The organism is Streptomyces vastus (assembly GCF_039532825.1).
GTDB classification, from domain to species: domain Bacteria; phylum Actinomycetota; class Actinomycetes; order Streptomycetales; family Streptomycetaceae; genus Streptomyces; species Streptomyces vastus.
In genome coordinates, this window is the sequence record NZ_BAAASJ010000042.1 from 24044 (window position 1) to 48862 (window position 24819).

The 24819-nt window shown below is 69.7% G+C and carries 23 protein-coding genes and 2 pseudogenes; 9 read left to right on the plus strand and 16 right to left on the minus strand.

Features of this window, described 5'->3' with window-relative positions; genetic code table 11:
- The first annotated feature begins 16 nt into the window (after nt 1-16).
- From ABD357_RS21200 to ABD357_RS21210, 3 genes are all read left to right on the plus strand, one after another.
- A complete protein-coding gene (locus ABD357_RS21200; RefSeq protein ID WP_344392038.1) occupies nt 17-997 on the plus strand; it encodes a pectate lyase family protein in 981 nt (326 codons plus the stop codon).
- 31 nt (nt 998-1028) lie between these two features.
- The gene (locus ABD357_RS21205) at nt 1029-1811 is read left to right on the plus strand and encodes a pectate lyase (protein ID WP_344392039.1); all 783 of its coding nucleotides are present in this window, start codon (nt 1029-1031) and stop codon (nt 1809-1811) included.
- 98 nt (nt 1812-1909) lie between these two features.
- Nucleotides 1910-2107, plus strand: coding sequence for a BBE domain-containing protein (locus ABD357_RS21210; RefSeq protein WP_425584953.1), 198 nt, complete (start codon nt 1910-1912; stop codon nt 2105-2107).
- 19 nt (nt 2108-2126) lie between these two features.
- On the opposite strand, the gene ABD357_RS21215 is transcribed toward ABD357_RS21210, so the two are convergent.
- The 4 genes from ABD357_RS21215 to ABD357_RS21230 all read right to left on the minus strand — a co-directional run bounded on the left by ABD357_RS21215 (nt 2127) and on the right by ABD357_RS21230 (nt 4660).
- Nucleotides 2127-2936, minus strand: coding sequence for an SAM-dependent methyltransferase (locus ABD357_RS21215; RefSeq protein WP_344392041.1), 810 nt, complete (start codon nt 2934-2936; stop codon nt 2127-2129).
- Nucleotides 2937-2970: 34 nt separating this feature from the next.
- Nucleotides 2971-3504: a hypothetical protein gene (locus ABD357_RS21220; protein ID WP_344392042.1), complete on the minus strand. Its 534-nt coding sequence runs from the start codon at nt 3502-3504 to the stop codon at nt 2971-2973.
- A gap of 86 nt (nt 3505-3590) precedes the next feature.
- Entirely contained in the window at nt 3591-3836 is a 246-nt protein-coding gene (locus tag ABD357_RS21225) for a DUF397 domain-containing protein (RefSeq protein WP_344392044.1), read from the minus strand.
- Complete coding sequence (locus tag ABD357_RS21230; RefSeq protein ID WP_344392069.1) at nt 3833-4660, minus strand: helix-turn-helix domain-containing protein; 828 nt, start codon at nt 4658-4660, stop codon at nt 3833-3835. Before ABD357_RS21230 ends, ABD357_RS21225 begins: the two co-directional genes overlap by 4 nt.
- A gap of 297 nt (nt 4661-4957) precedes the next feature.
- On the opposite strand from ABD357_RS21230, the gene ABD357_RS21235 reads away from it, so the two are divergent.
- A complete protein-coding gene (locus ABD357_RS21235; RefSeq protein WP_344392045.1) occupies nt 4958-5533 on the plus strand; it encodes an ATP-binding protein in 576 nt (191 codons plus the stop codon).
- A complete protein-coding gene (locus ABD357_RS21240) occupies nt 5530-6144 on the plus strand; it encodes a DUF6624 domain-containing protein (protein WP_344392046.1) in 615 nt (204 codons plus the stop codon). Before ABD357_RS21235 ends, ABD357_RS21240 begins: the two co-directional genes overlap by 4 nt.
- A gap of 43 nt (nt 6145-6187) precedes the next feature.
- Here ABD357_RS21240 and ABD357_RS21245 read toward each other — a convergent pair whose 3' ends face one another.
- The 5 genes from ABD357_RS21245 to ABD357_RS21265 are packed head-to-tail and all read right to left on the minus strand — an operon-like array spanning nt 6188 to nt 14645.
- Nucleotides 6188-9169, minus strand: a complete 2982-nt coding sequence (locus ABD357_RS21245) for a helix-turn-helix transcriptional regulator (protein WP_344392047.1) — start codon at nt 9167-9169, stop codon at nt 6188-6190.
- A 49-nt stretch (nt 9170-9218) separates the two neighbouring features.
- Entirely contained in the window at nt 9219-11096 is a 1878-nt protein-coding gene (locus ABD357_RS21250; protein ID WP_344392048.1) for a glycoside hydrolase family 15 protein, read from the minus strand.
- 50 nt (nt 11097-11146) lie between these two features.
- A complete protein-coding gene (locus ABD357_RS21255) occupies nt 11147-11497 on the minus strand; it encodes a UBP-type zinc finger domain-containing protein (RefSeq protein ID WP_344392051.1) in 351 nt (116 codons plus the stop codon).
- Nucleotides 11494-12972 (minus strand): ATP-binding protein, encoded by a 1479-nt coding sequence (locus ABD357_RS21260; protein ID WP_344392053.1) that lies wholly within the window; start codon nt 12970-12972, stop codon nt 11494-11496. The genes ABD357_RS21255 and ABD357_RS21260 overlap by 4 nt, the downstream gene beginning before the upstream one ends.
- Entirely contained in the window at nt 12969-14645 is a 1677-nt protein-coding gene (locus tag ABD357_RS21265) for an NAD(P)/FAD-dependent oxidoreductase (protein WP_344392055.1), read from the minus strand. The genes ABD357_RS21260 and ABD357_RS21265 overlap by 4 nt, the downstream gene beginning before the upstream one ends.
- 183 nt (nt 14646-14828) lie before the next feature.
- Between ABD357_RS21265 and ABD357_RS21270 the strand changes: the two genes are divergently transcribed.
- The gene (locus tag ABD357_RS21270; RefSeq protein ID WP_425584955.1) at nt 14829-15677 is read left to right on the plus strand and encodes a DUF1206 domain-containing protein; all 849 of its coding nucleotides are present in this window, start codon (nt 14829-14831) and stop codon (nt 15675-15677) included.
- Nucleotides 15678-15784: 107 nt separating this feature from the next.
- On the opposite strand, the gene ABD357_RS21275 is transcribed toward ABD357_RS21270, so the two are convergent.
- The 4 genes and pseudogenes from ABD357_RS21275 to ABD357_RS21290 form a co-directional block, all read right to left on the minus strand.
- Nucleotides 15785-16951 (minus strand): S1 family peptidase, encoded by a 1167-nt coding sequence (locus tag ABD357_RS21275; protein ID WP_344392071.1) that lies wholly within the window; start codon nt 16949-16951, stop codon nt 15785-15787.
- Nucleotides 16952-17180: 229 nt separating this feature from the next.
- On the minus strand, nt 17181-18203 hold the full coding sequence (locus ABD357_RS21280; protein ID WP_344392057.1) for an ABC transporter ATP-binding protein: 1023 nt from the start codon (nt 18201-18203) through the stop codon (nt 17181-17183).
- A pseudogene (locus tag ABD357_RS21285) lies at nt 18196-18831 on the minus strand (ABC transporter ATP-binding protein); the annotation flags it as partial. The pseudogene ABD357_RS21285 and the gene ABD357_RS21280, both read right to left, overlap by 8 nt.
- Complete coding sequence (locus ABD357_RS21290) at nt 18768-18998, minus strand: ABC transporter substrate-binding protein (protein ID WP_344392058.1); 231 nt, start codon at nt 18996-18998, stop codon at nt 18768-18770. The gene ABD357_RS21290 and the pseudogene ABD357_RS21285, both read right to left, overlap by 64 nt.
- A gap of 219 nt (nt 18999-19217) precedes the next feature.
- Here ABD357_RS21290 and ABD357_RS21295 point away from each other — a divergent pair.
- Nucleotides 19218-19478, plus strand: a pseudogene (locus ABD357_RS21295) (site-specific integrase); the annotation flags it as partial.
- An 85-nt stretch (nt 19479-19563) separates the two neighbouring features.
- Nucleotides 19564-20865, plus strand: coding sequence for a hypothetical protein (locus ABD357_RS21300; RefSeq protein WP_344392074.1), 1302 nt, complete (start codon nt 19564-19566; stop codon nt 20863-20865).
- A 61-nt stretch (nt 20866-20926) separates the two neighbouring features.
- Here the strand turns inward: ABD357_RS21300 and ABD357_RS21305 are convergent, their stop codons facing one another.
- Together ABD357_RS21305 and ABD357_RS21310 are read right to left on the minus strand one after the other, a co-directional pair.
- Nucleotides 20927-22192, minus strand: coding sequence for an FAD-dependent monooxygenase (locus ABD357_RS21305; RefSeq protein ID WP_344392060.1), 1266 nt, complete (start codon nt 22190-22192; stop codon nt 20927-20929).
- A 14-nt stretch (nt 22193-22206) separates the two neighbouring features.
- Nucleotides 22207-23064 (minus strand): alpha/beta fold hydrolase, encoded by an 858-nt coding sequence (locus ABD357_RS21310; RefSeq protein ID WP_344392061.1) that lies wholly within the window; start codon nt 23062-23064, stop codon nt 22207-22209.
- Between the two features lie 77 nt (nt 23065-23141).
- On the opposite strand from ABD357_RS21310, the gene ABD357_RS21315 reads away from it, so the two are divergent.
- A complete protein-coding gene (locus ABD357_RS21315; RefSeq protein WP_344392062.1) occupies nt 23142-24029 on the plus strand; it encodes an AraC family transcriptional regulator in 888 nt (295 codons plus the stop codon).
- 47 nt (nt 24030-24076) lie between these two features.
- On the opposite strand, the gene ABD357_RS21320 is transcribed toward ABD357_RS21315, so the two are convergent.
- Nucleotides 24077-24670 carry an ABC transporter substrate-binding protein gene (locus ABD357_RS21320; RefSeq protein ID WP_344392065.1) on the minus strand — a complete coding sequence of 198 codons (594 nt, stop codon included), beginning with the start codon at nt 24668-24670 and terminating at the stop codon, nt 24077-24079.
- Between the last annotated feature and the right edge of the window lie 149 nt (nt 24671-24819).

Below are 24819 nucleotides of genomic sequence, written 5' to 3' on the forward strand. Positions count from 1 at the left end.
GAAGGGACGCACCCGCATGCGTACTCGTCCCCCACGTACACGAGCGCACAGATCCACGCTGGCCGCGGCAGCCGCGGCCACCCTCGCGACCGTCACCGTGCTCGTCCTTCCCCAGCCGGTCGGCGCCGCCGAGAGCGCCCCCATCGGCTTCGGCGCCGGGACCACGGGCGGCGGCAGCGCCACACCGGTGACCGTGTCGACCCTGGCCGCCTTCAAGACGGCCGTCACGGGCGGATCGGCGAAGGTGGTCCGGGTCAACGGCCTGATCTCGCTGAGCGGTCAGGTCGACATCGGCTCCAACACCACGGTGCTGGGCGTCGGTTCGTCGTCCGGATTCACCGGCGGAGGGCTGCGGATCAAGGAGGCGGCCAACGTCGTCGTCCGGAACCTCAACATCAGCAAGCCGCTCAAGCCCTCCGACGGGATCACCGTCCAGGAGTCGACGAAGGTGTGGATCGACCACAACTCCTTCTCGGCGGACCGTGATCACGACAAGGACTACTACGACGGGCTGCTGGACATCAACCACGGCTCCGACCATGTGACGGTGTCCTGGAATACCTTCAAGGACCACTTCAAGGGCTCACTCGTCGGCCACAGCGACAACAACGCCTCTGAGGACACCGGCCACTTGAAGGTGACGTACCACCACAACCACTTCAGCAACGTCTACTCGCGCATCCCCAGCCTGCGCTTCGGCACCGGGCACTTCTACAACAACTACGTGGCCGGAGCCGACACCGCCTGCCACTCGCGCATGGGCGCCCAGATGCTCGTCGAGAACAACGTCTTCCGCTCGACGAAGATCGCGGTCACCACGAACCGCAGCAGCGACGTGGACGGATACGCCAACCTGCGCGGCAACGACCTCGGCGGAGCCGTCACCGAGGTCTCACAGGTCGGCAGCTTCACCAACCCGCCCTACAGCTACACCGCCGAGCCCGCCTCGTCCGTCGTCGCCTCGGTGACGGCCGGCGCGGGCGCCGGAAAGATCTGATCAACCCCCAACTGGAAGAAGGCATCGGGACATGACTTCACCAGCAAAGCCGCGCGCCCGCCGGCGCGCACTGACCAGCGGACTGGCCACACTCGGCGTCTCTTCTGTCATGATCATGACACTCGGCGCGCCCCCGGCGAGCGCCGCCACCTGGCCGACCCCCAACGGCAGCCAGGGGACCTCCTCCACCATCTCCGTGTCCGGCACCAAGGACTACGGCATGAAGCAGTTCTACGGCACCGGGGACCTGGCCGGCGACGGCCAGGAGGAGGGCCAGGACCCGATCTTCAAGCTCGCGGCCGGCGCGACGCTGAAGAACGTCATCATCGGCGCGCCCGGCGCCGACGGCATCCACTGCGAGGGCAACTGCACCCTGCAGAACGTGTGGTGGGCGGACGTCGGCGAGGACGCCGCCACCTTCCGTGGCGGCTCCACCTACAACGTGATCGGCGGTGGAGCCAAGAAGGCCGCCGACAAGGTCTTCCAGCACAACGGCCCCGGCACGGTGAACATCTCCAACTTCGCCGTCAGCGAGTTCAAGACGCTCTACCGTTCGTGCGGCGACTGTTCCACGCAGCACACGCGCAAGGTCAACCTCAGCAACATCGAGGTGACCGGCACCGGATCCACCGCGCGCCTGGTCGGCATCAACGTCAACCGCAATGACGTGGCGACGCTGAGGGGCATCACGATCCTCAACGACGCCGGCCGCAAGGTCATCCCCTGCCAGAAGTACAACAACAACACCGCCGTCGGAACGGGTCCCGACAGCACGAACTGCAAGTACAGCAACTCGGACATCACCTACAGGTAGGCCCCACCCGCAAGTGGTCCTCCCACGGTGAAGGCGGCCGTCCGAAGTGTCCCCGCACGGCGCTTCGTACGGCCGCTCCGGCGTGTGCGGGCCAGGAGATGCGCACGCGCGCGGTCCGGAACGCCCCGTACGTGTCTTGCCCCTACCTGCTGCCTGAATTGATGGACGAGGGTCAGGAGCGCGTACGCGCGAGCTACCGCGACGACTACGCCCGCCTGGCACGCGTGAAGGCCGACCGTGATCCGCGGAACCTGTTCCGGCTCAACCAGAACATCCAGCCGGCCACAGGCTCCTGATCAACTGATCGGCGCGGCATCACGGCTTGCGGGCCACGCCGCCGTAGACGTCCGTGGGCTCGGGCGACGTCCCGGGCTCCGGGCGCCACAGGGGGCACGACACGATGCCGGGCTCCAGCAGTTCAAGTCCCTCGTAGTACGCGGCGAGTTGCTCGGGGCTGCGCAGGACGTACGGAATGGCGCCCGTGTCGTCGTAGCCCTCCTGGGCCTCTTTGAGTGCCGTGTCGGTGTCCGTGCTGTCGTAGTGCACGAAGTAACTGCCTGACGGGAGCGCGGCCTGGAGGCGGCTGACGATCGACTTGGCCTCTTCGTAGTCCTGGATGTGGCCGAGGATGCCCATGAGCATCAGTGCGACGGGCTTGGCGAAGTCCAGGATCTCGCCGGCCTGCGCGATGATCTTCTCGGGCTCGTGCAGATCCGCGTCGATGTAGTTGGTGACGCCCTCAGGGGTGCTGGTCAGCAGGGCCTGGGCGTGCCGGAGCACCAGCGGGTCGTTGTCCACGTAGACGATGCGCGACTCGGGCGCGACACGCTGGGCGACCTGGTGGGTGTTGTCGTACGAGGGCAGGCCCGTGCCGATGTCCAGGAACTGGCGGATGCCGAGCTCACCGGCCACGAAGGTCACCGTGCGGATCAGATAGTCACGGGAGGCGCGTGCCATGGTCTCGATGTTCGGTGCGGTCTCGCGGTAGGCGTCGCCCGCCACCCGGTCGACCTCGTAGTTGTCCTTCCCGCCCATCCAGTAGTTCCAGATCCGGGCCGAATGCGGCACCGTGGTGTCGATCTTGGACAGAGCGTCCTGGTCGGGGTGGGACTGGGCTTCTGCCATCTGAGTTCTCCTGCCGTGCGTCACGGGTCTGTGCTCAACCTACCGTCAACTTCCCTGTGCCTTGCCCCAGTTGAAAAGGGGACGAGGCAGGCGCACGGATCGGAGGGCCGAGGCCGGCGATGTCCACGGTGACGACGGGGACGTGCCGGGCGAGGGTGCGGAAGGCCCGCTCGTACGCGCGAATCTCCTCGGCGCCTTCCATGTCCTGCTGTCTTTGAGACACCGTCTGGTCCTGAGGTGCCGTCAGATGCACGAGGGCGCCGTCACGTTCGGCGACCGCTTCGGCGAAGTCGAGGGCCTGGATCCAGGTCACCCGGGAGTGTCCCCGGCGCAGCGGACCGTAGACGAGTTCGTGGATGATGCTGCCGTTGACGGCCAACAGGCCCGGTGCGGCGAGGAGTTCACGGTACGGGCGGCACGGGTCCACCTGGTGTAACTGTTCTCGTGCGCGTCTGATGAGGAACCCGTGGCGGGCGAGTTCGGTGAGCAGACCGCTCCTGCCGATACCGTCAGGGCCTTCGACGACCAGCGTTCGGCACTGGGCGACGGCCTGATGGAGCGTGTGCATACCACTCCCTCCGGACGACCGACTTCCTCAGTGTGACCGGACGACCCGCACGAGGGGAGTCCGCGTGCGGGTTTTCCGGTGGTACCTCAGGCGACCAGGAAGTCTGCCTTGCCGGACTTCGCGCCGTCCAGGAACGTCAGCATCTCGTCACGGGTGTAGATCAGCGCGGGACCCTCCGGGTCCGTGGACTGGCGGACGGCGACGCTGCCGTCGGGCAGCCGCTTGGCCTCGACGCAGCTCCCGCCGTTCGTGCCGCTCCAGGGCTTGTGCCAGCCCTCGGTGCCCAGGTCGGTGGCCGGCATGCCGCTGTAGATGGGGCCCTTGTCGTTCATTCGTCCAACTCCTTGCGCAATTTACCCAGGATGGCCCTGGTTCGAGCGACCGGTTCCGCCTGCACGGACATCCGGTCCATTACTTCGAGATACGTGACGACGTCGGCGGGCTGATCGACATAGACCGCGCCGGCGAGGCTTTCGGTGTAGACGACGTCGGGAAGCTCGGAGAAACCGAAACGGAAGTAGTGGAACGGGCCGTACGCGCCGGGATGTGCTCCTGTGTCGAGGCTGATGATCTGGATCCGGACCTTCGGCAGGTCCAACGCCTCTTCCAGCCGGTCTATCTGAGCCTGCATCACCTCACGACCGCCCACCGGTCGGCGCAGCACGCTCTCTTCCAGGACGGCCCAGATGGCGGGTGACTCCGGCTTGGCGAGCAGGTCCTGGCGCTTGAGGCGCAGCGTGACACGGCGCTCTATGTCCTCCTTCGACTCGTTGCGAAATCCCACCCGCATCAGTGCGGTGGCGTAGTCGTGGGTCTGCAACAGGCCCGGGACGTAGTGGGGTTCGTAGAGACGGATGACGCTGGCTTCGCTCTCCAGGCTGACGTAGGCGCTGAACCACTCGGGCAGTACGTCGCGGTACTTGTACCACCAGCCGGGCTGGTTGGCCTCCCTGGCCAGGGCGAGGAAGTCGTCGATCTCCGCCGCCGGAACCCCGTAGGTGCGCAGCAACTCCTTTACGTACGGGATACGAAGGCCGACCTCGGCCTTCTCGATCCGCCGGACCGTCAGAGGGGTCACCTCGATGGCCCGTGCCGCGTCCTCGAACGACACCCCGGCCTGCTCCCGCAGTTGCCGAAGCCGCTTGCCGAGAACCATCCGCAGGACTGTCGGCGCATTGCCGCCAGAGCGGTTGTCGCTCACGTCCACCCTCCCGGAACGGCCGTCACAGCGAGCAGTGTGCCACGTCGGCACTGACAGAGACAGGGAGATACGAATAGTTCTGAAATTATCAGAACGCGTGTTGCGGGCTGCATGTGCAGCCCGTCATAGTGATCGAGTGACCTGTCGCACAGTCAGCGGCGAAGGCGGTCAACCGTGCACGGCTGCATGGGAGTTGATCGCGAGGCAGGTACGGGATGCCGCGCACCGTGATGCGAGACCGGGATGGCCACCGTGACCGACGGACAATCGAGGAGTCCGGCCAAGGGCCCCGCCGGGGCCCACAAGGTGCTGGCCGCCGCTGTGATGGAGGCCGGCCGTGCGTACGCGTCACGCCCGCACCGGGTCGGTGAACCGGGCCGGGCGCGGCCCGGTGAGGTCGTCCCCGTCGCGGTCGGTGGACCTCCCGGCCTCCTGCGTACCGTGGTCCCCGCCCAGCCGTCGTGCGCCTGCACTGTGCGCCGCGCCGTCGCCGCGCACCTCACCTCCCTGCCCCTGACGCCGGAGCAGCTCGACAACGCCGTCCTCGCGACGGGTGAGCTGTTCGCCAACGCCGTCAGACACGGGAGTTCCGATTCCGGCGACACCGTCACCGTCACCGTCGAGCGCGCCGGCCACGACGTACGCGTGACGGTCGCCGACCGCTCGCCGGCGCTGCCACGGCTGCGTGCGGCGGAGGTGGCCGAGGAGTCCGGACGCGGACTCGCCCTCGTGGCCGCACTGTCCGACGACTGGGGCATCGCACGGCCCGCCTCCGGCACCACGGGCAAGAGCGTGTGGTTCACGCTGACGCTTCGGGAGCCCTCATGAACGGCATCGGTGCTTCAAGGCACTTGACCCAGGACGCGCCACACGACGAGCAACACGAGGAACACGCCGCTCTGGCGCACGACGCACCCCAGGACCGGGGCACGGGGGTGCTTCCCGCGCTGGCCTCCGCCCTCGCCCGCGAACTCGTCCGCAGGGCGGAGGAGGAACAACTGCTCATGCGTCAGGCGCAGCGCAATCGCACGCCGGGCCTGCGCCGCCGTATCCTCGACTGCCGCAAGGACAACGCCGAGGCGCTCAAGGCGATCGTCCGCCGGCACGCCTGGCCGACCGCCGACCTGGTGGGCGCGGAGGCGTCGACGGCGGCTCTGATGATTCTGCTGCACGCCCCGGATCTCGACTTCCAGCTCAGCTGCCGCGACCTGATCGCCCAGGCCACGGCGGACGGCCGCTGCCCCGCCCTGCACCACGCCTACATCGCCGACCACTGCGCCGTCGAACTGGGCCAGCCGCAGTACTACGGCACGCGCATCGACCCGTCGACGTTCCGCCCGTACCCGACCCGCTGCCCCGACACCCTCGACGAACGCCGTCGCGACGTCGGTCTGGCCCCGCTGGAAGAACAGATGCGGATGCTGCGTCACGGAGCATGAGCTGTGACGGCGGCCCGCTCCCGCAGCACGACCGTCCCAGCCTTCAGCCGGACGTGATCGTCCCGGGCTCGATCAGACCCTCGCGGTAGGCGAGAGCCACGGCTTCGGTGCGGCTGGCGGCGCCGAGCTTGGCGAGGATGTTGGAGACATGGACGCTCGCCGTCTTGCCGCTGATGAACAACTCCTCGCCGATCTGGCGGTTGGTGCGTCCGCGGGCGAGGAGTCGCAGGACGTCGTTCTCGCGGGCGGTCAGCGCGGGGACCCCGGCCGCCGTGGGTGGGGTCTCCGCGAGGCGGCCCCGTCGGATGAGTGCGTCCACACTGTCGCGCAGCGGCACGGCGCCGAGCCGGTCGGCCGTGTCCCGCGCGGCGCGCGCCTGCTCGGCGGCCTCTTCGCGGCGGTCTGCCGCCACCAATGCCTCCGCGAGGCGGAGTTGGCAGCGGGCCCGCTCGTAGACATCCCCGTAGCCGAACGCGGCGACGGCTTCCTGCCAGGCTTCGACATCCGGCCCGCTGGTGGCCCGTGCCCATTCCGCCTCCGCGCGGGCCAGCCAGGCCAGAGCCTCCGGGCCCTGCCGTTCACCGTCCTCGCCCTTGGCGGCCGTGGCCCGGGCCAGCTCCACCAGCTCCGTCGCCGTGTCCGTCCAGCGGCGAGCCCCCGCCGCGTCGCCGGTCAGCCGCAGCTGAACGGCCGTGTCCGCGACGGCGGACAGGGCGAGGGCCGCGAGCCGGACGGCGGCATTGGGACGTTCGGCCACGGAGTCGTCGGTGAGCGCTGCCACCGTCGTGCGGACCCGCTCGACGGCCGCTTCCGGCTCGCCCCGCAGGGCCGCGGCGTCGGTGAGCACGATGCCCGCGACGAGGGTGGCCATCCAGTCGAAGGGTCCGTCGAGGAGGGTGCGGGCTCGCTCGGCGGCCGTGTGATCGCCGCGGGCCAGTGCCACGTACAGCGCGGGGCCGATCGCGAAACCGCTCGCTGTCGGCAGCCGTTCGGCTTCGACGGCCGCCGATCGGACGCATTCGTCCCAGCGGCCCAGGGTGTAGAGCACCACGGTGCGCAGGTAGAGCAGCTCCAGTGCGTACGGCGAGTAGAGGAGCCCGGCGCGCCCCGCGCGCTCCAGTCCGCCGGAGAGCCAGGTGAGGCACTCGTCCGGGTCGCCGGATTCGTACGACCCGATGGCGAGGTTGAACAGCGCGCGCATCTCGACGGGGACGTTGCCGGCCCGACGGGCCAGCTCCCGCGCCTCCCGTAGCCGGGAACGCCCTTCCGGAGTGCGGCGATTGTGTGTTTCGAGACTGGTCAGGGAGATCAGCAGATCGGCCTGGGCGTCGGCCACGTCGAGTGCCTCGGCGACGCGCAGGGCCCGGCGCCCGACCCGGCGGGCGACCTCGTCCTCGCCCACATGGCGCGCCGCCATGACATGGGTGGCCGCGGCCCACACCCAGGTGGGCGACTCGGGCTCCGCGGAGATCAGGGCGAGTGCCTCGCTGCTGTAGGTGAAAGCTGCTTGCAGGCTGTCGGCCCGTATCAGATTGCCCGCGAGGGTGTACCGGACGCGGACGGCGAGTTCGGCGTCCGTGTCCGAGCCGACGCCGGCGAGCGCGGCGCGGGTGAGTGCGACCGCCCGGTGGGTCTCGCCGGCGTGGGCGGCCGCACCCGAGGCACGCAGGGTGAGTGTCACCGTGTCGGGGACGCCGTCCGGCAGAGCGGAACGAGGCACCGCCGGCCACAGGTCGAGGACGGCTTCGAGGTGGCGGAGTTCCTCGGCGGGCGCGCCGATCCGCGCGGCGTGGTCGGCGGCCTCGAGGGAGGCCGCGAGGGCGTCGGCCAGGTCGTGGCTCTCGCGGGAGTGGTGGGCGCGCTCCGCCGCGCTCTCGGCCTTGTGGCCCCGCCCGGCGAGCAGCCGGGCGAACGCTCGGTGCAGCCGCACCCGCTCGCCCGGCAGCAGATCGGCGTAGACGGCTTCGCGGATGAGGGCGTGCCGGAAGGAGTACGTGTCCTCCTCGCCGGGGACGAGGAGCTGTCGGCCGACGGCCTCGCGCAGCGCCGACTCCAGCTCCGGCTCGGGCAGGCCGACGGCGTCGTGCAGCAGCTCGTGCTCGACGCGGCGCCCGGCGACGGCCGCCGTGCGCAGTACCTGCTGGGCGGTGGCGGACAGCTGCTCGAAACGGATGAGGAGGACATCGGCGAGGCCGCTGGGCACGGCCGACGCCGGCGTGGATCCGCCGGGCAGGGTGTCCGCGGTGGCGGCGAGCAGTTCCTCCGCGTAGAAGGCGTTGCCCTCGGCGCGCTCGACGATGCGGCGGACGGTGGCCTCCGGCAGCGGAGCGGCCCGCTGGGCGCGTACCAGCCGGGCCACCTCGGGATCGGGCAGCGGCCGCAGCTCGAGGCGGTCGACGGCGGGCAGCCGCACCAGCTCGGCCAGCAGGGGGCGCAGAGGGTGGCGGCGGTGGAGATCGTCAGCCCGGTACGACGCGAAGAGCGCCAGGCGGTGGGTGGGAGTGCCGCCCGCAGGCCACTGGAGGATGCCCCGGCTGAGCAGGAAGCGCAGCAGGTCGCGGGAAGACTGGTCGGCCCAGTGCAGGTCCTCCAGCACCAGCAGCAGTGCCGTGACCTCGCAGAGGTCGGCCAGCAGAGCGGCCATGTCCTCGAACAGCTGCAGCCGGCTGCCCGCGTCCCGTACGGCACTACCGCCGTCGCCGAGCAGCCGGCCGACCACGGGATGCCTCGCCAGGATGGCGGAGAACCGGTCGTCGGCGGTGAGCACGCCGAGGACCTCGGTGAACGGCAGATACGGCAGGCCGACATCACCGAGGTCGACGCAGTGCCCCGTCAGAACGCTCATGCCCGTCTCCGCCGCGTGCCCGGCGGCCTCGGCCAGCACGCGCGTCTTGCCCACACCGGCGTCCCCCGCCACCAGCACGGCACGCGCCTCACCCGCCCGGGCACGCTCCAATACCCGGGTCAGACGGGAGAGTTCGTCCTCGCGCCCGATGAACGGCGTGGTGAATGCGGTGGTCGGCACGGAACCATCCTGGCACGCACCTCCGACACTCAAGACCGCCTCCAACTGCTCAGCCGAGCACCCGGTCGAGGTTGAACGCGGCGCTGATCAGGGCCAGGTGCGTGAAGGCCTGCGGGAAGTTGCCCTGCTGCTCGCCGGTGTGGCTGATCTCCTCGGCGTACAGGCCGAGGTGGTTGGCGTAGGTGAGCATCTTCTCGAAGGTCAGCCGCGCCTCGTCGAGCCGGCCGGCGCGGGTGAGTGCCTCGACGTACCAGAAGGAGCAGATGGAGAAGGTGCCCTCCTGACCGCTCAGACCGTCCGGGCTGACCAGGGGGTCGTAGCGGTAGACGAGCGAGTCGGACACCAGGTCGGCGCTGAGCGCGTCCAGGGTGGAGAGCCACTTCGGGTCGCTGGGGGAGACGAACTTCGCCAGTGGCATCATCAGTACCGCGGCGTCGAGCACATGGTCGTCCTCGTGCTGGACGAACGCCTGCCGGTTCGCGGACCAGCCCTTGTCCATGATCCGCCGGTAGATCGTGTCGCGGACCTGCCCCCAGCGGGTCAGCTCGGCGGGCAGGCCACGGCGCCGGGCGATACGCATGGCGCGTTCGATGGCCACCCAGCACATCAGGCGGGAGTACAGGAACTTCTTTCGCCCGCCGCGCGTCTCCCAGATGCCCTCGTCGGGCTGGTCCCAGTGCTCGCAGACCCAGTCGACCAGGGCACAGACCGCGTCCCAGTGGTCGCTGGAGATGGGCTGCCCCCACTTGTCGTAGAGGTAGACCGAGTCGATGAGCGCTCCGTAGATGTCGAGCTGCAGCTGGCCGGCCGCGTCATTGCCGACGCGTACCGGTGCGGAGCCCCGGTGTCCCTCCAGGTGGTCCAGTTCGCGCTCGGGCAGCTCGTTGCGCCCGTCGATGCCGTACATGATCTGCAGGGGGCCCGAGGGCCCGCCGCTCCGGTCGACGCGCGCGGACAGGAAGTCCATGAACGCCTTGGCCTCGCTGCTGAAGCCGAGCCGCAGCAGTGCGTAGACGCAGAAGGCGGCGTCCCGAACCCACAGATACCGATAGTCCCAGTTGCGCTCGCCACCCAACTGCTCGGGCAGGCTGGTCGTCGGCGCGGCCACCATCGCGCCGGTCGGGGCGTAGGTGAGCAGCTTGAGGGTCAGTGCGGAACGGTGCACCATCTCCCGCCACCGGCCGCGGTACTGAGAGGCGGACAGCCAGTTCCGCCAGAACGCCACCGTGGCGGCGAACTGCTCCTCCGCCTCGATGTGCGGGCAGCCGCGCGCCTCGATGCCGCCGTCGACCCGGTCCAGCGCGAACACCGCGGCCTCGCCCTGGCCGAGCTTGAACTCCGCGGTCACGTCGAGGTCGTCGCACTCGACCGGAACGGTGGAGGTCAGGGCGAGCGAGAGGCCGGCGGACTCGAACAGCGTCACGTTGTCGAGCTGCCGCAGGGTGTGGGGCTGCGCCCCGTAACCGAACCGCGGTGCGATCCGGGCGCGGAACGGGATGGACCCCCGTACGCAGACCACCCGCCGGATCAGCCGGTGCCGGTCGGCCTCCGTCGCCGCGGCCGTCTCGTCGGCGACCGGCATGAAGTCCTGCACCTCGCCCACCCCGTCCTCGGTGAGGAAGCGGGTGATGAGCACGTTGGTGTCCGGGAAGTAGAACTGCTTCGTCGTCGCCGGCACGGCGGCGGCGAGCTCGAAGCACCCGCCGCGGTCCGCGTCGAGAATCGAGCCGAAGACACTCGGAGCGTCGAAGGACGGACAGCAGTACCAGTCGATCGTGCCGTTGGTGCCCACCAGCGCGACGGTGCGCAGGTCGCCGATCAGCCCGTGCTCGGCGATGGGCAGGTAACGGGCGGACCCGGCTGAGCCCGGGTACGTCGGCGTCTTTAGCGGATCTCGCGGATCTCGCGGATGTCTCGGATCGATCATCGCTGCGGCCTTCCTCCCGCTCGTCCAGGCGACCGGCACGCCGGGCCGCTTCAGCCCAGCGTGTCCGCCCAGTTCGCCGGAACCCGGCCCGCGGGCCCGGGCGAGGGCTGGTCCGACGGGCGGCTGACCGGGGGAGCGAGGGCGGGGCCGGACTCGTACAGCTCGGAGGTCTCGTAGTTCCAGAACCAGGCCTCACCCGGTTCGAAACTGCGGACGACCGGATGGCCCGTGGCCCGGAAGTGGGCCGTGGCGTGCTTCGCGGGGGAGCTGTCGCAGCAGCCGATGTGGCCGCACTGGGCGCACCGCCGCAGATGGACCCACCAGCCGCCGGCCGCACCGCACTCGACGCATCCGGTGCCGCTCGGCGGAACGCCGGGATCGATAGCCGCCGGACTGGTCATGACGCCTCCTGAGGGGGCCCGGGATCCGCAGCAGAGGGCTCGGGATCCGTGGCCGTGAGCGGAAGGAAGACCCGGAAACGCGTGTCGCCGGGCACGGACTGCACCTCCAGGTGCCCGTGGTGCTTGTTCACCACGATGCGCCAGGAGATGTCCAGACCGAGACCGGTGCCCTCACCCACGGGCTTCGTCGTGAAGAACGGATCGAAGATGCGGCCGCGGATCTCCTCCGGCACCCCGGGCCCGGTATCGCGGAACTCGACGAGCAACTGCTCCCGCTCCAGGGCCGTCCGCACGGTCAGCGTGTCCTCGCCGTCCGCGCCGTTCATCGCGGAGACCGCGTTGTCGACGATGTTCGTCCACACCTGGTTGAGCTCACCGGGGTACGTGGGGATCCTCGGCAGCGTACGGTCGTACTCCTTGACGACCTTGATACTCGAGCCGATCTTCCCGGACAGCATCAGCAGCGTGCTGTCGAGGAGTTCGTGCACATCGCAGACCTGGTAGGGCGCCCGGTCGAGCTGGGAGTACTGCTTGGCCGCGTTCACGAGGTTCGAGACACGGGTCGTGGAGTCCTCGATCTCGTTCATGAGGAGCTCGGTCTCGACCGTGTAGTTGAGCCAGCCCACGGCCCCCTGCAGCATCTCCGGGTCCACGGCTGCCGCGACCCTCTCCAGCCAGTCGGTGTCGAGCCCGGCCTGCACGAACGTCGGGGCGATCCGCCACCCGCCCTCGATGCCGTGATCGTCGAGCCAGTCGGTGAGCGCGTCCTCGCGGTCGGAGGCTTCGAGGGGGCTCAGGGCGGGTGCCTTGGCGACGCGTTCGGCCGTGCTCTCCTGGATGTCGATCAGCGTCTTCAACGCCTCACGGTTGTACGGGTCCGCGGCGATGACACCGAGCTTGTGCCGCATGTGTGCGACCCGGTCCCGCAGCGTCGAGGTGGCCCGCACCGCGGCTGCCGCCGGATTGTTGAGCTCATGCGTCAGCCCCGCGGACAGCGAGCCGAGCGCCAGCAGCCGCTCGCGCTGGTTGATCGTCCGCTGGGTGTTCTGGCTGCCGAAGAACATCCCTTCCAGCAGATGTACGGCCATGGGGAACCAGTCCCGCAGGACCGCGGCGAACGTCTCGGCGGGCAGGATGAAGAACCGCGAAGGCTCGGTGACCCGCAGGGAACCCTTGTAGCGCGCCTGATCCGGTGCGGCGAGATAGGCCTGCATGGCACCCGCGTACACCCCGCGCTGGGAGGTGCGGCTGATCTCCACGTCGTCGGCTCCGACCCGGCGCGACATCACCAGCGTGCCTTCGAGGAGTACGAAGAAACAGGTGGCCGGCTCGCCCTCCTGGTACACATAGCCGGGCTCGAACCTCTCCACCCGGCCCTCGCGGCACAGCCGCGCCAGCTGATCGGCGTCCAGCTTCTCGAACAGGAACAGTGTGCCGAGCTCCGCGGCGTCGCACGGCATCGGCTGCCCGCTCACGACTGCTCCAGATACCGGTGGACGAGCATCACGGCCATGGCTCCCTCGCCGACGGCGGAGGCGACACGCTTGGCGGACTCGGCGCGCGCGTCGCCCGCCACGAAGACTCCGGGCACATTGGTCTCCAGGTGGTACGGCGGCCGGTCCAGCTCCCAGTCCGCCGGTGGCTTCCCGTCGGCGGTCAGATCGGGCCCGGCGACAATGAATCCGCGGTCGTCCCTGAGCACCGTGCCCCCCAGCCAGTCGGTCAGCGGAGCCGCGCCGATGAACACGAACATCCACTGCGCGTCGACGAGTTCGGTGTGCCCGCTCTCCACATCGCGCAGGGTGAGCTGCTCCAGATGGTCCGAGCCGTGCGCCGCCTCGACAACCGTGCCCGTACGCACCGAGATGTTGGGCGCATCCGTGATCTGCTGGATCAGGTAGTGCGACATCGAGTCGGACAGGGACACGCCGCGGACCAGCAGGGTGACCGACTTGGCGCCCTTGGCCAGATGCATGGCGGCCTGCCCGGCGGAGTTGGCGCCGCCGACGATGTACACGTCGTGTCCCTGGCAGGCGGCGGCCTCGGTCAGCGCCGAACCGTAGAACACCCCGCATCCGGTCAGGTCTTCCACTCCGGGCGCCGCCAGCTGCCGGTACGTCACGCCGGTCGCCAGGATCACGCAGTGCGCGGCGACCGCAGAGCCGTCGGAGAACCGCACGGTGCGCGCCGCGCCGCTGACCTCGAGACCGGTCACCTCGCGCGCGGTCAGGATCTCGGCCCCGAACTTCGCCGCCTGACGCCGGGCCCGCTCCGTGAGCTGGGAGCCGGACACGCCGTCCGGGAAACCGAGATAGTTCTCGATACGGGAGCTCTGCCCGGCCTGCCCGCCGGTGGCCGTCCGCTCCACGAGCACGGTCCGCAGCCCTTCCGAGGCTCCGTACACGGCCGCGCCGAGCCCCGCAGGACCGCCGCCGATGACGACGAGGTCGTAGAAGTCGGCAGTCGGCGTCGTGGCAAGACCCACCCGGTCGGCCAGCTCCGGATCCTCGGGCTCGACGAGCGCGGTGCCGTCCGCGGTGACCACGAGCGGCAGCCGCTGTTCGTCCTGCCCGGCGGCGGCCAGCAGCCGCCGGCCCTCCGGCTCGTCGCACGAGTACCAGCGGTACGGCACCTGGTTCCGCGCCAGGAACTCCCGCACCCCCGACGAGCGCGCCGACCAACGGTGCCCGACGACCTTCGTGATCGGCACCGGCCGGTGATCGGAGGATCGCCACGCCTCCAGCAGATCGTCCAGGACGGGATAGAGCTTCTCCTCCGGCGGATCCCAGGGCTTGAGGAGATAGTGGTCGAGGTCGACGACGTTGATCGCGTCGATGGCCGCGTTCGTGTCCGCGTACGCGGTCAGCAGCACCCGGCGTGCGGCCGGGTACACGTCCAGGGCCTGCTCCAGGAACTCGATCCCGTTCATCTGCGGCATGCGGTAGTCCGCCAGGATCACCGCCACCAGATCACCGCGCAGCTTCAGCTCACGCAAGGCTTCCAGAGCGCTCTGCGAGGACTCCGCGCGCACGATCCGGTACGCCTCGCCGTAACGACGCCGCAAGTCGCGGGCCACGGCACGCGAGACCCCCGGGTCGTCGTCCACGGTCAGGATGACGGTCCGGCTTGCTTCGGCGCCCTGTGCCATTCGTCTCCCACCCCGAGGGGCCGGCGTCCTGGTGCGGTCTCACCGCAGCACCGGCCAATGCATGCCCATCGTATGTTCGATCGCTCCTCTTCGCTCCGGAATCGGGGTGTACCGCCCCACTCCGGCCGGGCTGTCCCGAGTGTCGTATGTCCCTGTCGGGGCACCTGTTCGGGGGAGGCCGTGATGCACTCGCGTACGTCGATGAGTACGTCGATATGGAGGAACCAGGCCGGGACTCGCCGGGCGGCGGGGCCACTGACCGAGGGCGCCGGGCGGGCGGGGTTCACCGCACGCGGGGTCCTCTATCTGCTGGTCGGCATGCTGGCGCTGCAGTTCGCCTTCGGCGGTGGCCGGCGGCAGGCGGACCAGGGAGGCGCGCTCGCAGAGGTCGCCGAACAGCCCTTCGGGGCCGTCCTGCTGTGGGCCCTGGGCGCCGGACTGTGCGGCATGGCCCTGTGGCGGCTGTCCGAAGCGCTGTTCGGCGCGGCGGGCCCGGACGGCCGCACCGGCAAGAAGCGTCTGTCGTCGGCGGCTCGCGCCGTCTTCTACGGGTTCGTCGCCTACTCGGTGCTCTCGTTCGCCGCGGGCGCCCGGGGCAGCGGCAGCGGGTCCAGCGACGGGCGCTCGCGCGATGTGACGGCGAGGGTCCTGGAGCTGCCCGGGGGGCAGTGGTTCATGGGGGTGGCCGGTGCCGCTGTCGCCTGCGCGGGTGTGGTGATCGGCGTCCGGGCCGTGGCACGCCGGTATCGGAAGCATCTGCGGCTCGGTGAAATTCCGCCACAGACACGCCGGTTGGTCGACACGGCGGGTGTCGTGGGCGGTGCGGCACGTGGTCTGGTGTTCGCCGCGGCGGGAGTCTTCACGCTCCGCGCGGCCGTGGAGTACGAGCCGGGTCAGGCCAAGGGCATGGACGACACACTGCGTTCATTCACCGAGACGACGATGGGGTCGTGGCTGCTGGTGGGCGTCGCGATCGGACTGGTCCTGTTCGGGGCGTTCTCGTTCGCCATGGCACGCTGGCGCAGGCTCTGAAAACGCGCGTCCGTCCAAGAACGGTCGCGGAAACGGCCATGGAGCTGGAACGGGCTCCGTCACCAGCACGGTGACGGAGCCCGTTGACCGGCCCGCGGTGCGGATGATCAGGCCGTGTGCAGGGTGAGGCCGTAGCGGTTGAGGATCTCGTTCACGGGCTGGTACCAGGTCTGGCCGCCACCGCTGCAGTTGCCGGTACCCCCGGAGGTGACCCCCTGTGCCTGGTCGCCGCTGATGTACGAGCCGCCGGAGTCGCCCGGTTCGGCGCAGACGCTGGTCCTGGTCATCTGGTGTACCGCGCCCTGGCTGTAGTTGACGGTTTCGTTCTTGCCGAGCACGGTGCCGCAGTGCCAGTGCGTGGTCGAACCCGACCGGCAGATGGAGGCACCGACGGGTGCCTCCGCCGAGCCGCGGACGAGTTGATCGGAGACCGTGCCCCAGCCGAGCACGACGGGCACCGTCCACCAGCCGCTTCCGACGTTGACCCAGGCGTAGTCGTTCTCCGGGAACGACGACCCCTGGAAGTTGCCGATGTACGACCGGTCCCAGCCGCTGACACCGGCTCCGGCCCGGCCGCAGTGCCCGGCGGTGACGAAGCCTCCGTGCACCGAAAACCCGATGGAACAGCGGACGTTGCCGGTGTAGTAGGGGTCGCCGCCTACGGTTCCGGCGGCGAAGGTCTGCGGTATCTCGTCGGTCTCCTCGACGGTGACTGGTCCTGCCGCACGGGCCCGCGCGACGAACTCCTCGACATCGTTGTCGGCGCGCTGTGCGCCGACGACGCTCACGACGACCGTGCTCGCCCGGGGGTCGACACGCCAGCCGCTGACGCCGTCCGGCGCTGACAGCTTGTCGATGCGCGCCTTGACCGCGCCGAGCTGTCGTGCGCTGTGCTTGACGGTACGGACGTTCGCGCCGTTATTTCGTACGGCGTCGACGATGGCGTCGGGGGCGGCGGCCGTCACGGCGACGGTCAACTTGCCGCTCTCCGCGTCGAACCAGGAGCCTCCGTATGCCGCTCCGGCGATCCGCCGTGCCTTCGTCTCGACGGCTGCTGCCGCCTTCTCGTCCGCCAGCCGTGCCTCTGCCTGGGACCTGGTCAGGCCCAGGTCACGTTGCATGGCGGAGAGGAGGGCGGGGGAGGCCGGAGCTTCGGGGGTGCGGACGGACTGGGTGGTGCCGGTGCCAGTGGTGGCGTCGGTGGCGGAGGCGGGCAGAGTGCCCGCGCCGGCCCAGGTGCCGAGTAGGAGGAGTGTGGCCAGGCCGGTACGCATGGTTGTGGTGCGTCTCAAGGCAGTAGCCCTTCGTTGTTCCAGCAAGGTGGGGGTGGAACAGCAGAACGGTGAGAGCGCTCTCGGTGCGTGCCGGGGCAGAGCCTAGCCGGTGATCACGGATAGGTCCATACCAATGACGTGGCGGGTGAACGAGTGGGCGTCCGGGGCGAGTTGGCGGCCTTGCCAGTCGGCCGCGCCGGTCTTCGGCGGGCCGGACCGGCATCCCGGTTCAGGAGGCGCTCGCCCGGTGATCTCCTGTGAGCGCGGACACCTCCTGAAGCGGGAAGTGACAGGCCGCCGTATGGCCCGGTGCGGCGGGTGTCGGCGTCGGGACGACTTCGGCGCATACGTCCTCCGCGCGCGGGCACCGGGTCCTGAAGCGGCAGCCGGACGGCGGGTCGGCCGGTGAGGGGATCTCGCCGGTGAGCAGGATGCGGGGCTTCTTCGCTCTGCCGCCGGCCGTCAGGGAGGGGGCCGCGGACAGCAGCGCCGCCGTGTACGGGTGGCGCGGCTGCTCGAAGACCTCCTCCGCCGGGCCGGTCTCCACGATCTTCCCCAGGTACATCACGGCGACGCGGTCGGCGACGTGCCGTACGACGGACAGATCGTGCGAGACGAACACGTACGACAGCCCCAGCTCGGCCCGTAGATCGCCCAGCAGGTTGAGCACCTGTGCCTGAATCGACAGGTCCAGTGCGGAGACGGGTTCGTCGCAGACGATGACCTCGGGTTCCAGGGCCAGGGCGGGGGCGATGCCGATGCGCTGCCGTTGTCCTCCGGAGAACTCCTGCGGGTAGCGACGCGCGTCGGACGCGCGCAGCCCGACCATCTCCAGCAGCTCAGCTACGCGCGCCGCACGCTTCGGGGCGGGCACGAGGTCGCGGTGGGTCAGCCAGGGCTCGCCGATCAGATCCGCCGCGCACAGCCGCGGGTTGAGCGACCCGAACGGGTCCTGGAAGACCATCTGCACCTTGCGCCGCCAGTCGAGCAGCCGCCGGCCCGACAACGAGAAGGGGTCCACTCCCTCGAAGCGCACGGTGCCTTCGTCGGGACGTTCCAGCCGCAGCAGAATCCTGGCCAGCGTGGACTTCCCGCAGCCGGACTCGCCGACGAGGCCGAGGGTCTCGCCGCGCCCCAGGCCGAGGTCCACCCCGTCGACCGCGCGCAGCCTGGTGCTGCCCTTCGCGGTGCGCGGCACCGTGAAGCTCTTGGCCAGGCCGGTGGCCTCCAGCAGGGTCCCGGGCTCAGGCATCGGCCAGCTCCTTCCCGAAGTGGCAGGCGGCGGCGCGGTCGGTTCCGGTTCCGGTGAGCCGTGGCCGGTGGGTGGCGCACAGGTCGCGGGCCATCGGGCAGCGCGTACGGAAGGCGCAGCCGGAGGGGACGGAGCGGGGATCGGGCGGGCCTCCGGGTATGGAGCTGAGCCGGGATCCCTTGTGCTGCTGGGCCGGTACGGATTCCAACAGGCCTCGCGTGTAAGGGTGGTTGGGCTTGCCGAACACCTCGGCCACCGGCCCGGTCTCCACAACCGTACCCGCGTACATGACGGCGACCCGGTCCGCCTGCTCGGCCGCTAGACCGAGGTCGTGCGTGATGAGGACCAGCGCCATCTGCTGCTCGCTCCGCAACTCCCGCAGGAGGTCCATGATCTGAGCCTGCACGGTGACGTCCAGTGCCGTCGTGGGCTCGTCGGCGAGCAGAACCTTCGGCCGCAGCGCCACCGCCATGGCGATCAGCAGCCGCTGACGCATGCCTCCGGAGAACTGATGCGGATACGCGTCCACGCGTGACCCGGCCTCCGGGATGCCCACACGTTCCATCAGCTCAACGGCCTTGGCCCGCGCGCCTCGCCATTGGTGACCATGGCCGCGCGCACGCTGCCCTCCGCACGCCATACGTACTTCGCTGCGGCGTACTCAGGAGCCTTGCCCCAGTAGCCGGGGTAGCGCTTCAGGCGCAGAAAGCGGCCCTGGCTCCATTCGTCGATCCGGTACGGGCCGGTGCCGACCGGCTCTCGCACCCTGGCACCGGGGTTGGTGGTGGTCGGCACGATCTCGACGAAGGACAGGCGCAGCGGGAGGATCGGGTCCGGTTTAGTGGAGTACGCGCGAGTTCCCGCTGGACGCTGGAGAGCACTATCACTGCATATCGCCAGGTAGAAGCCACACTGCCCGGCCCTCGCTCGATCGTGTGAGGTTTCAGCAGTAACTCTCAGGTTCTGCGTGTGGCTCTCGTAATTTGCTGCCTTGTGGCAGATTCCGAAAGTCGCGTGCTCACTCTCATCCGGGCCGCCCCGGAGCTGACCGTCCCGGTCGACCCGGCGGCGGCGGTCGAGTTCGGTCTCGCGGATGTCGTCACGCTCCAACGACGACGTCAGGCCCGGATCTCGGTGCAGGACGAGGAGAGCTTCTTCCTCGACACGTTGTCCGAGTACCAGTGGGCAAGGGACGCGGCAGGCCTGGCGCCGACGACACTGGATGGGCTGATCAAGCCCGTGGTGGAGGTCTGCGAGTTCTACGGCACGGTGCCGCACCTGTCAGCCCTACCGCAAAGCCGACCTGGCGGGACCGACCGCCAGGTCGCCCACGCAACTGTTGATCGACGTGCCCGTTGGCGTGGGCGGACCGTACCTGCCGCTCCACGTCGGCGAACCCGTGCCGGAGTCTGCGGACATGACGCCCGCGATGATGGTCTGCCGGGGGCAGGAGGCCCTTTTCACCATGCGCCGCGACTGGTCGCCGGTGCTGGCTCGACTACGGAGTCGGCCGCCGGGCGAATTGCCGCTGACCGGCGTGACGGCCGCGATGGTGGAGGACTTCGCCGAGCTTCGCCGCGACCAGCCGGCGTCGGGCTTCCGCAAGAACATCCGCACCCTCACCATCCTGGGCTACTGGCTCGGAGTCGAGAACGCCCTCCACGAGCGCGACGTCTACGATCTGGCCCGACTCGATACACACCTCGCGGCCAAGCCCGTTTGCCAGTTCCTGCGTGCCCGCGGCCTGCTTGTCGACGACCCCAGGCTCCACCGTGACCGCGATCTGGTCTGGATCGAGACCGCGCTCCACGCACTGCCGCAACCCGTCGCCGAGGAAGTCCGTGCATGGTCAGATGTGCTGCGCAGCCAAGGCCCTCGCGAGAGCGAGCCGCGCAGCTGGGAGGGCATCCGTCGCTACCTGACCAACCTCGAACCGGCCCTCATCGCGTGGACGCAGGCCGGCATGACGACCCTTCGGGAAGTCACCCTCGACCACCTCCAGGAAGCGCTGGACGACCTGGCCGGGACAGCCCGACGACAGCTCGCCGTCGCACTGCGCAGCCTGTTCCGGGCGCTCAAGCAGAAGAAAGTGGTCTTCCGCGACCCCACCCGCCACCTGGCCGTGGGCGATTTGACAGGCATCCCACGGCCAGTCCCCTCTGACCAACTGGCCGGCCTGCTCGACCAAGCCGAAACCCCGTTCGCGCGGCTCACCATCGCCCTGGCCGCCGTCCACGCCGTCACTGGCGCCGAGATCCGCACCGCGCTTACCACCGACCTGAACCTCGCCTGCGGAACCCTCGAACTGCGCCGTGGCCTACTGCGACACGCCCTCTACCTGGAGGAACTCACCCACCGACTCTTCACCGACTGGCTCGCCTACCGCCACCAGCGGTGGCCCGCCTCCACCAACCCCCACCTTCTGGTGACCCAGAAAACCGCCCTCGACCCGGACCACCCGGCCGTGCACAGGGGCACCCTGGGCCAAGTCCTGCCCAAGGGACCGACCCTCGACAGACTCCGTCAGGACCGCATCCTCGACGAAGCCTTCGCCACCAGCGACCCGCTCAAGCTCATGAGGCTCTTCGGCATCACCGAACAGACCGCCATGCGCTACGTCGGCACCGCCCACCCCGAGCGCACAGCCAAGTTGCCGCGGTGAACGGTGGCCTGGGCGAGGGCTGCGAGCTGTCGGTGGCCGACAGAAGGGCGGCGAGCACTCCTCACTCCGACCCAAGGCCGTCTCCGGGGTCGCCCGCGGGGTCGCCCCGGCCTCCTGATGCGGCGGGCGACGGCAGGTAGTCGTCGACGGTCACGGAGTTGTAGAGGCGTGCGCTCTTGGTAGTGAGGCGAACGAGGGCCCGACTGGGGCCCGTGGGCAGGGCGGAGATCAGGCGGGCGCCCTGAGCCAGTCCCCACACGCCGAGGTGGGACGTGGGGATCAGGGTCTTCGCCGCACTCAGCGCGACCGTGCGACTGCCGTGCACGTGGGCCGCCATCACGCGCTCGTAGGCGGGGAAGGCACGCTCGTGGTCGCCGCCCGCCCGTGCCAGTTCTCCGGCGAGGACGTACGCGCCGACGACGGCCAGGGTGGTGCTGCCGCCGACGGCCGGACCGGGGCAGTAGCCCGCGTCGCCAACGAGTGTCACTTTTCCCTGCGACCAGGTGTCCATGTGGAGCTGGGTGATCGAGTCGAAGTAGAACGCCGGGGTGCGGTCGAGTTCGTCCAGCCAGCGGTCCACGTCAGGGTGCATGCCGGCGAACGCACCGCGCAGCAGTTCCTTCTGCCGGGGCACGTCGCGGTGGTGGTAATCGAGTTCGCGCTCGCTCCGGAACAGGAACAACGCCCGCGCGTCGCCGAGGTGCCGCGCGCCGTACATGCCGGCAGTGCGGCCGACGCCGACGTGGATGAGGAGCTCGCCGTCGAGCCCGGAGACGTTCGGCAGGGTCAGCACCCCGAGGTAAGCCCCGATGAAGGCGTTGAAACGGGACTCCTCGTCGAAGATGAGGCGGCGCACGTTGGAGTGCAGCCCGTCCGCGCCGACGACGAGGTCGAAGCGGCGCGGCGCGGCATTCTCGAACCTCACCTCGCCATCGGGCGAGATCGCGGTGATCGAGTCGCCGAAGATGTACTCGACGTCGTCGCGTGCGGCGTCGTAGTAGATCTCGCTCAGGTCGTCGCGCATGATCTCGACGTGCCGGTCGGAGGTGGCGCCGAAGATCTTGGAGAGGTCCGCCCGGACGGGACGCCGTGAGCCCTCCCGGTAGACGGTCATCCGGTTCGTGCCGGTGGCCCGCTCCTCGACACGCGGGAGCACGCCCATCCTCTCCGAGATGTTCATCGCGGGCCGGAACAGGTCGACCGCGTGGCCGCCGGTCTTGCGCAGCGCCGGCGCGCGCTCGACGACAGTGACGGAGAAGCCGTGTCTGGTGAGCCAGTAGGCCAGCACCGGACCGGCGACGCTGGCGCCGGAGACGAGAATCCGCATGGCACCCCTTCTTTTCATTCAGTCCACCCGGCGTGGATCACGGTGAAGGCCAGCAGGGAGGTGGCGGTCCGCGGCGGATCCTCGAGCAGGGGCGAGTGCCCGAGACCGGGCAGCAGCTCGACCCTTGCGCCCCGAACGGCGCGGTAATCGGAGGCGGATGAGGATCGCCATCTGCGGTCGTCCTCGCCGAAGATCACCAGTAGCGGGTTGCCCAGGACCGTCAGCCGATCCGGCAGCGCCCGCTGCTCCAGGTAGGAGCGGGTGGCCCGCATCGACGTGGTGAGCGAGTGGCCGGTCATACCGCGCACGTCGTCCAGGAGCTCTTCTGGGATCTGGTAGCCCGCGCGGCTGAAACCCGTGCTCGCGAACCGCTGGAGCTGTTCGTCGGTCGGCGGCCACTGCGAGAGGCCGATCACGGCGGACTCCGTTGCGATGAAGGCGTCCAGGCTGGGTCCGGTGTTGATGAGCGCGAGCGCGGTCACTAGGTCGGGTCGCTGTTCGGCGAGGGCGGTGGCGACAACGCCGCCGCTGGAATGACCGACGACCACGGCGTGCTCGACGCCGAGCCGGTCCAGTACCGCTCCGGCCCGACGTGCCTGGTCCGGGATCGCGTAGCTGCGGTCGGCCGGTTTGGCCGACCGGCCGTGCCCGAGCAGGTCGATCCGGATGACGCGGTGAGAACCGGTCAGCAGCGGAACCAGCGGGTCCCACGAGCGGGTCGAGGATGCGGACCCGTGGATGAGCAGGAGTGCGGGGGCGTCGCGGGGGCCGTCCTGGCACACGTAGATCTCGCCGTCGTCCAGCAACAGGGTTGAACTCTCGGTGGCCTCGACGCCGCCATTCACGTGCGGTCCGCCGTCAGAAACAGTCATGAGCCCACTGTCGCCGCTGGTCCCCGTCGGCGGATTGGACGAATGTTCCCCTCAGTCGGCTCACGTAGCATGGGGTGGTGCAAACGTTCATGCACGGTGCGGCTGTGTGGGACGTCGCATGCCCGCAGCAGCCCAGCCGGGTGGCCGGTCTCACCATGGCCGGGTTCCGTGTCCGTGAACTGGACGCGCTTCGGATGGTCCCGCACCCGGCCGTGACGCTGCTCCTGGAGTTCGGCACCGGCTCGCCCGTCCTTGACTGTGCCCCCGGGCGGCAGCAGCAGGGAAGCATCGTCGCTGGGCCCGGGCTCGGGTCCGGAGGCGCGGTCCGGGCGCGAGGAGAGAACGTCGAGTGCGTGCAGGTGCGCCTGTCCCCGGTGATCGCACGCGCGATTCTGGGTGTCTCCCCCGCCGACCTCGACGGCGCCGTCGTGTCGCTGGGCGACCTGTGGGGCCGGGAGGCGTCCCGGATCCGCGAGCAACTCGGCGATGTCTTGTCCTGGCAGGATCGCTTCGCGTTGACAGACGCACTGCTCGCCTGCCGGCATGAGGCGGGGCCGCCGGTGGACCCGGAGGTGGCCTGGGCCTGGCACCGGATCGTCGTCAGCCGTGGCCTGACCCGGGTTGACGGACTCGCGGCCGAGGTCGGGTGGAGCCGTAAGCGGCTGTGGTCCCGGTTCCGGTCGCAGCTCGGCCTGCCGCCCAAACGCGCCGTGAAGCTGGTCCGCTTCGACCATGCCGCCCACCGCCTGGTCGCGGGTGAAGGCGCGGCCAAAGTCGCGGCCGACAGTGGCTACGCCGACCAGTCCCACCTGCATCGGGACGTCATGGCGTTCACCGGGGCAACCCCCGCGACCGTGGCTGGCGAGCCGTTTCTCGCCGTTGACGACATCGCATGGCCCAGCCGTGGAACAACCGCATTCTTCACCTCTTCAGGGAGCTCGGGCTCGGTCGCCGGTCGGAGGTGAGACGGCTACCGCTTTCGAGCGGGGAAGCCGACGCCGCTGGTGGGGAATTACGTGACGTTCCACAGCGGCGACTGCGGCTGCCAGAGCTGACCAACCACGAACATGCAGAACCTGCGTGTCAGGGCTTCCAAATCGGCAGACCGACGCGCGAGTTCTCGCTCGTTCCCCTCCAGGAATCTGCGAACCCGCGCGCTTCTCGCCGTCCTGACCTCAAGTGTCATGTCATTGACGGGAGTTGCGGTGACCTCGCTGTCCGTGAAGATGTAGCCGTCGACATTGCAGTCGATGTCCGAGTCCGTGGCGCGCTTGATCGAGAACGCCGCCGCCTCAGCCGTGAGCGGTGTGCCGTCATGGAACATGACGCCCTTACGGAGCTTGAAAGTCCACGAAGTGGGCGACGTACGGGTCCACTTGGTGGCCAGGGCCTGTTCCAGCCGTCCCGTGGACGGCTCGCGCTCGGTGAGCGCCTCGGTGATGTTGGCGCGCGTCACCCGGCCCGTCGCGGTGAGCGAGGCATCGCAGGGCTCGAGGGTCGGCGGCTCCTCCGGCAGGACGACGCGCAGGGTGTCCGGACCTTCGCCGATGGGGTCGGCGCCGGCCACCGAACACCCTGAGACGGCGAGCAGTACGCATACGGACATGAACGCACCCGCCGCCCGCCCCCGGCGAGCACGGGCCGTCGAGCGGGTACGCACTAGGGCCTGTGTGATGTCGTGATCATCTTGCCGATTCGGGTCCGCTCGGAGGGCGGATCCGATAGGAAGATGGTCGTGACGCGCAGGCAACTTAC

Excerpts from the sequence above, each read along its gene's own strand:
- ABD357_RS21320 (WP_344392065.1), bottom strand. The coding sequence starts at position 24,670 with ATGTCCGTATGCGTACTGCTCGCCGTCTCAGGGTGTTCGGTGGCCGGC.
- ABD357_RS21275 (WP_344392071.1), bottom strand. The coding sequence starts at position 16,951 with ATGCGTACCGGCCTGGCCACACTCCTCCTACTCGGCACCTGGGCCGGC.
- ABD357_RS21255 (WP_344392051.1), bottom strand. The coding sequence starts at position 11,497 with ATGACCAGTCCGGCGGCTATCGATCCCGGCGTTCCGCCGAGCGGCACC.
- ABD357_RS21250 (WP_344392048.1), bottom strand. The coding sequence starts at position 11,096 with ATGATCGATCCGAGACATCCGCGAGATCCGCGAGATCCGCTAAAGACG.
- ABD357_RS21200 (WP_344392038.1), top strand. The coding sequence starts at position 17 with ATGCGTACTCGTCCCCCACGTACACGAGCGCACAGATCCACGCTGGCC.
- ABD357_RS21210 (WP_425584953.1), top strand. The coding sequence starts at position 1,910 with ATGCGCACGCGCGCGGTCCGGAACGCCCCGTACGTGTCTTGCCCCTAC.
- ABD357_RS21310 (WP_344392061.1), bottom strand. The coding sequence starts at position 23,064 with ATGACTGTTTCTGACGGCGGACCGCACGTGAATGGCGGCGTCGAGGCC.
- ABD357_RS21240 (WP_344392046.1), top strand. The coding sequence starts at position 5,530 with ATGAACGGCATCGGTGCTTCAAGGCACTTGACCCAGGACGCGCCACAC.
- ABD357_RS21230 (WP_344392069.1), bottom strand. The coding sequence starts at position 4,660 with ATGGTTCTCGGCAAGCGGCTTCGGCAACTGCGGGAGCAGGCCGGGGTG.
- ABD357_RS21205 (WP_344392039.1), top strand. The coding sequence starts at position 1,029 with ATGACTTCACCAGCAAAGCCGCGCGCCCGCCGGCGCGCACTGACCAGC.
- ABD357_RS21305 (WP_344392060.1), bottom strand. The coding sequence starts at position 22,192 with ATGCGGATTCTCGTCTCCGGCGCCAGCGTCGCCGGTCCGGTGCTGGCC.
- ABD357_RS21280 (WP_344392057.1), bottom strand. The coding sequence starts at position 18,203 with ATGCCTGAGCCCGGGACCCTGCTGGAGGCCACCGGCCTGGCCAAGAGC.
- ABD357_RS21225 (WP_344392044.1), bottom strand. The coding sequence starts at position 3,836 with ATGAACGACAAGGGCCCCATCTACAGCGGCATGCCGGCCACCGACCTG.
- ABD357_RS21270 (WP_425584955.1), top strand. The coding sequence starts at position 14,829 with ATGCACTCGCGTACGTCGATGAGTACGTCGATATGGAGGAACCAGGCC.
- ABD357_RS21215 (WP_344392041.1), bottom strand. The coding sequence starts at position 2,936 with ATGGCAGAAGCCCAGTCCCACCCCGACCAGGACGCTCTGTCCAAGATC.
- ABD357_RS21220 (WP_344392042.1), bottom strand. The coding sequence starts at position 3,504 with ATGCACACGCTCCATCAGGCCGTCGCCCAGTGCCGAACGCTGGTCGTC.
- ABD357_RS21265 (WP_344392055.1), bottom strand. The coding sequence starts at position 14,645 with ATGGCACAGGGCGCCGAAGCAAGCCGGACCGTCATCCTGACCGTGGAC.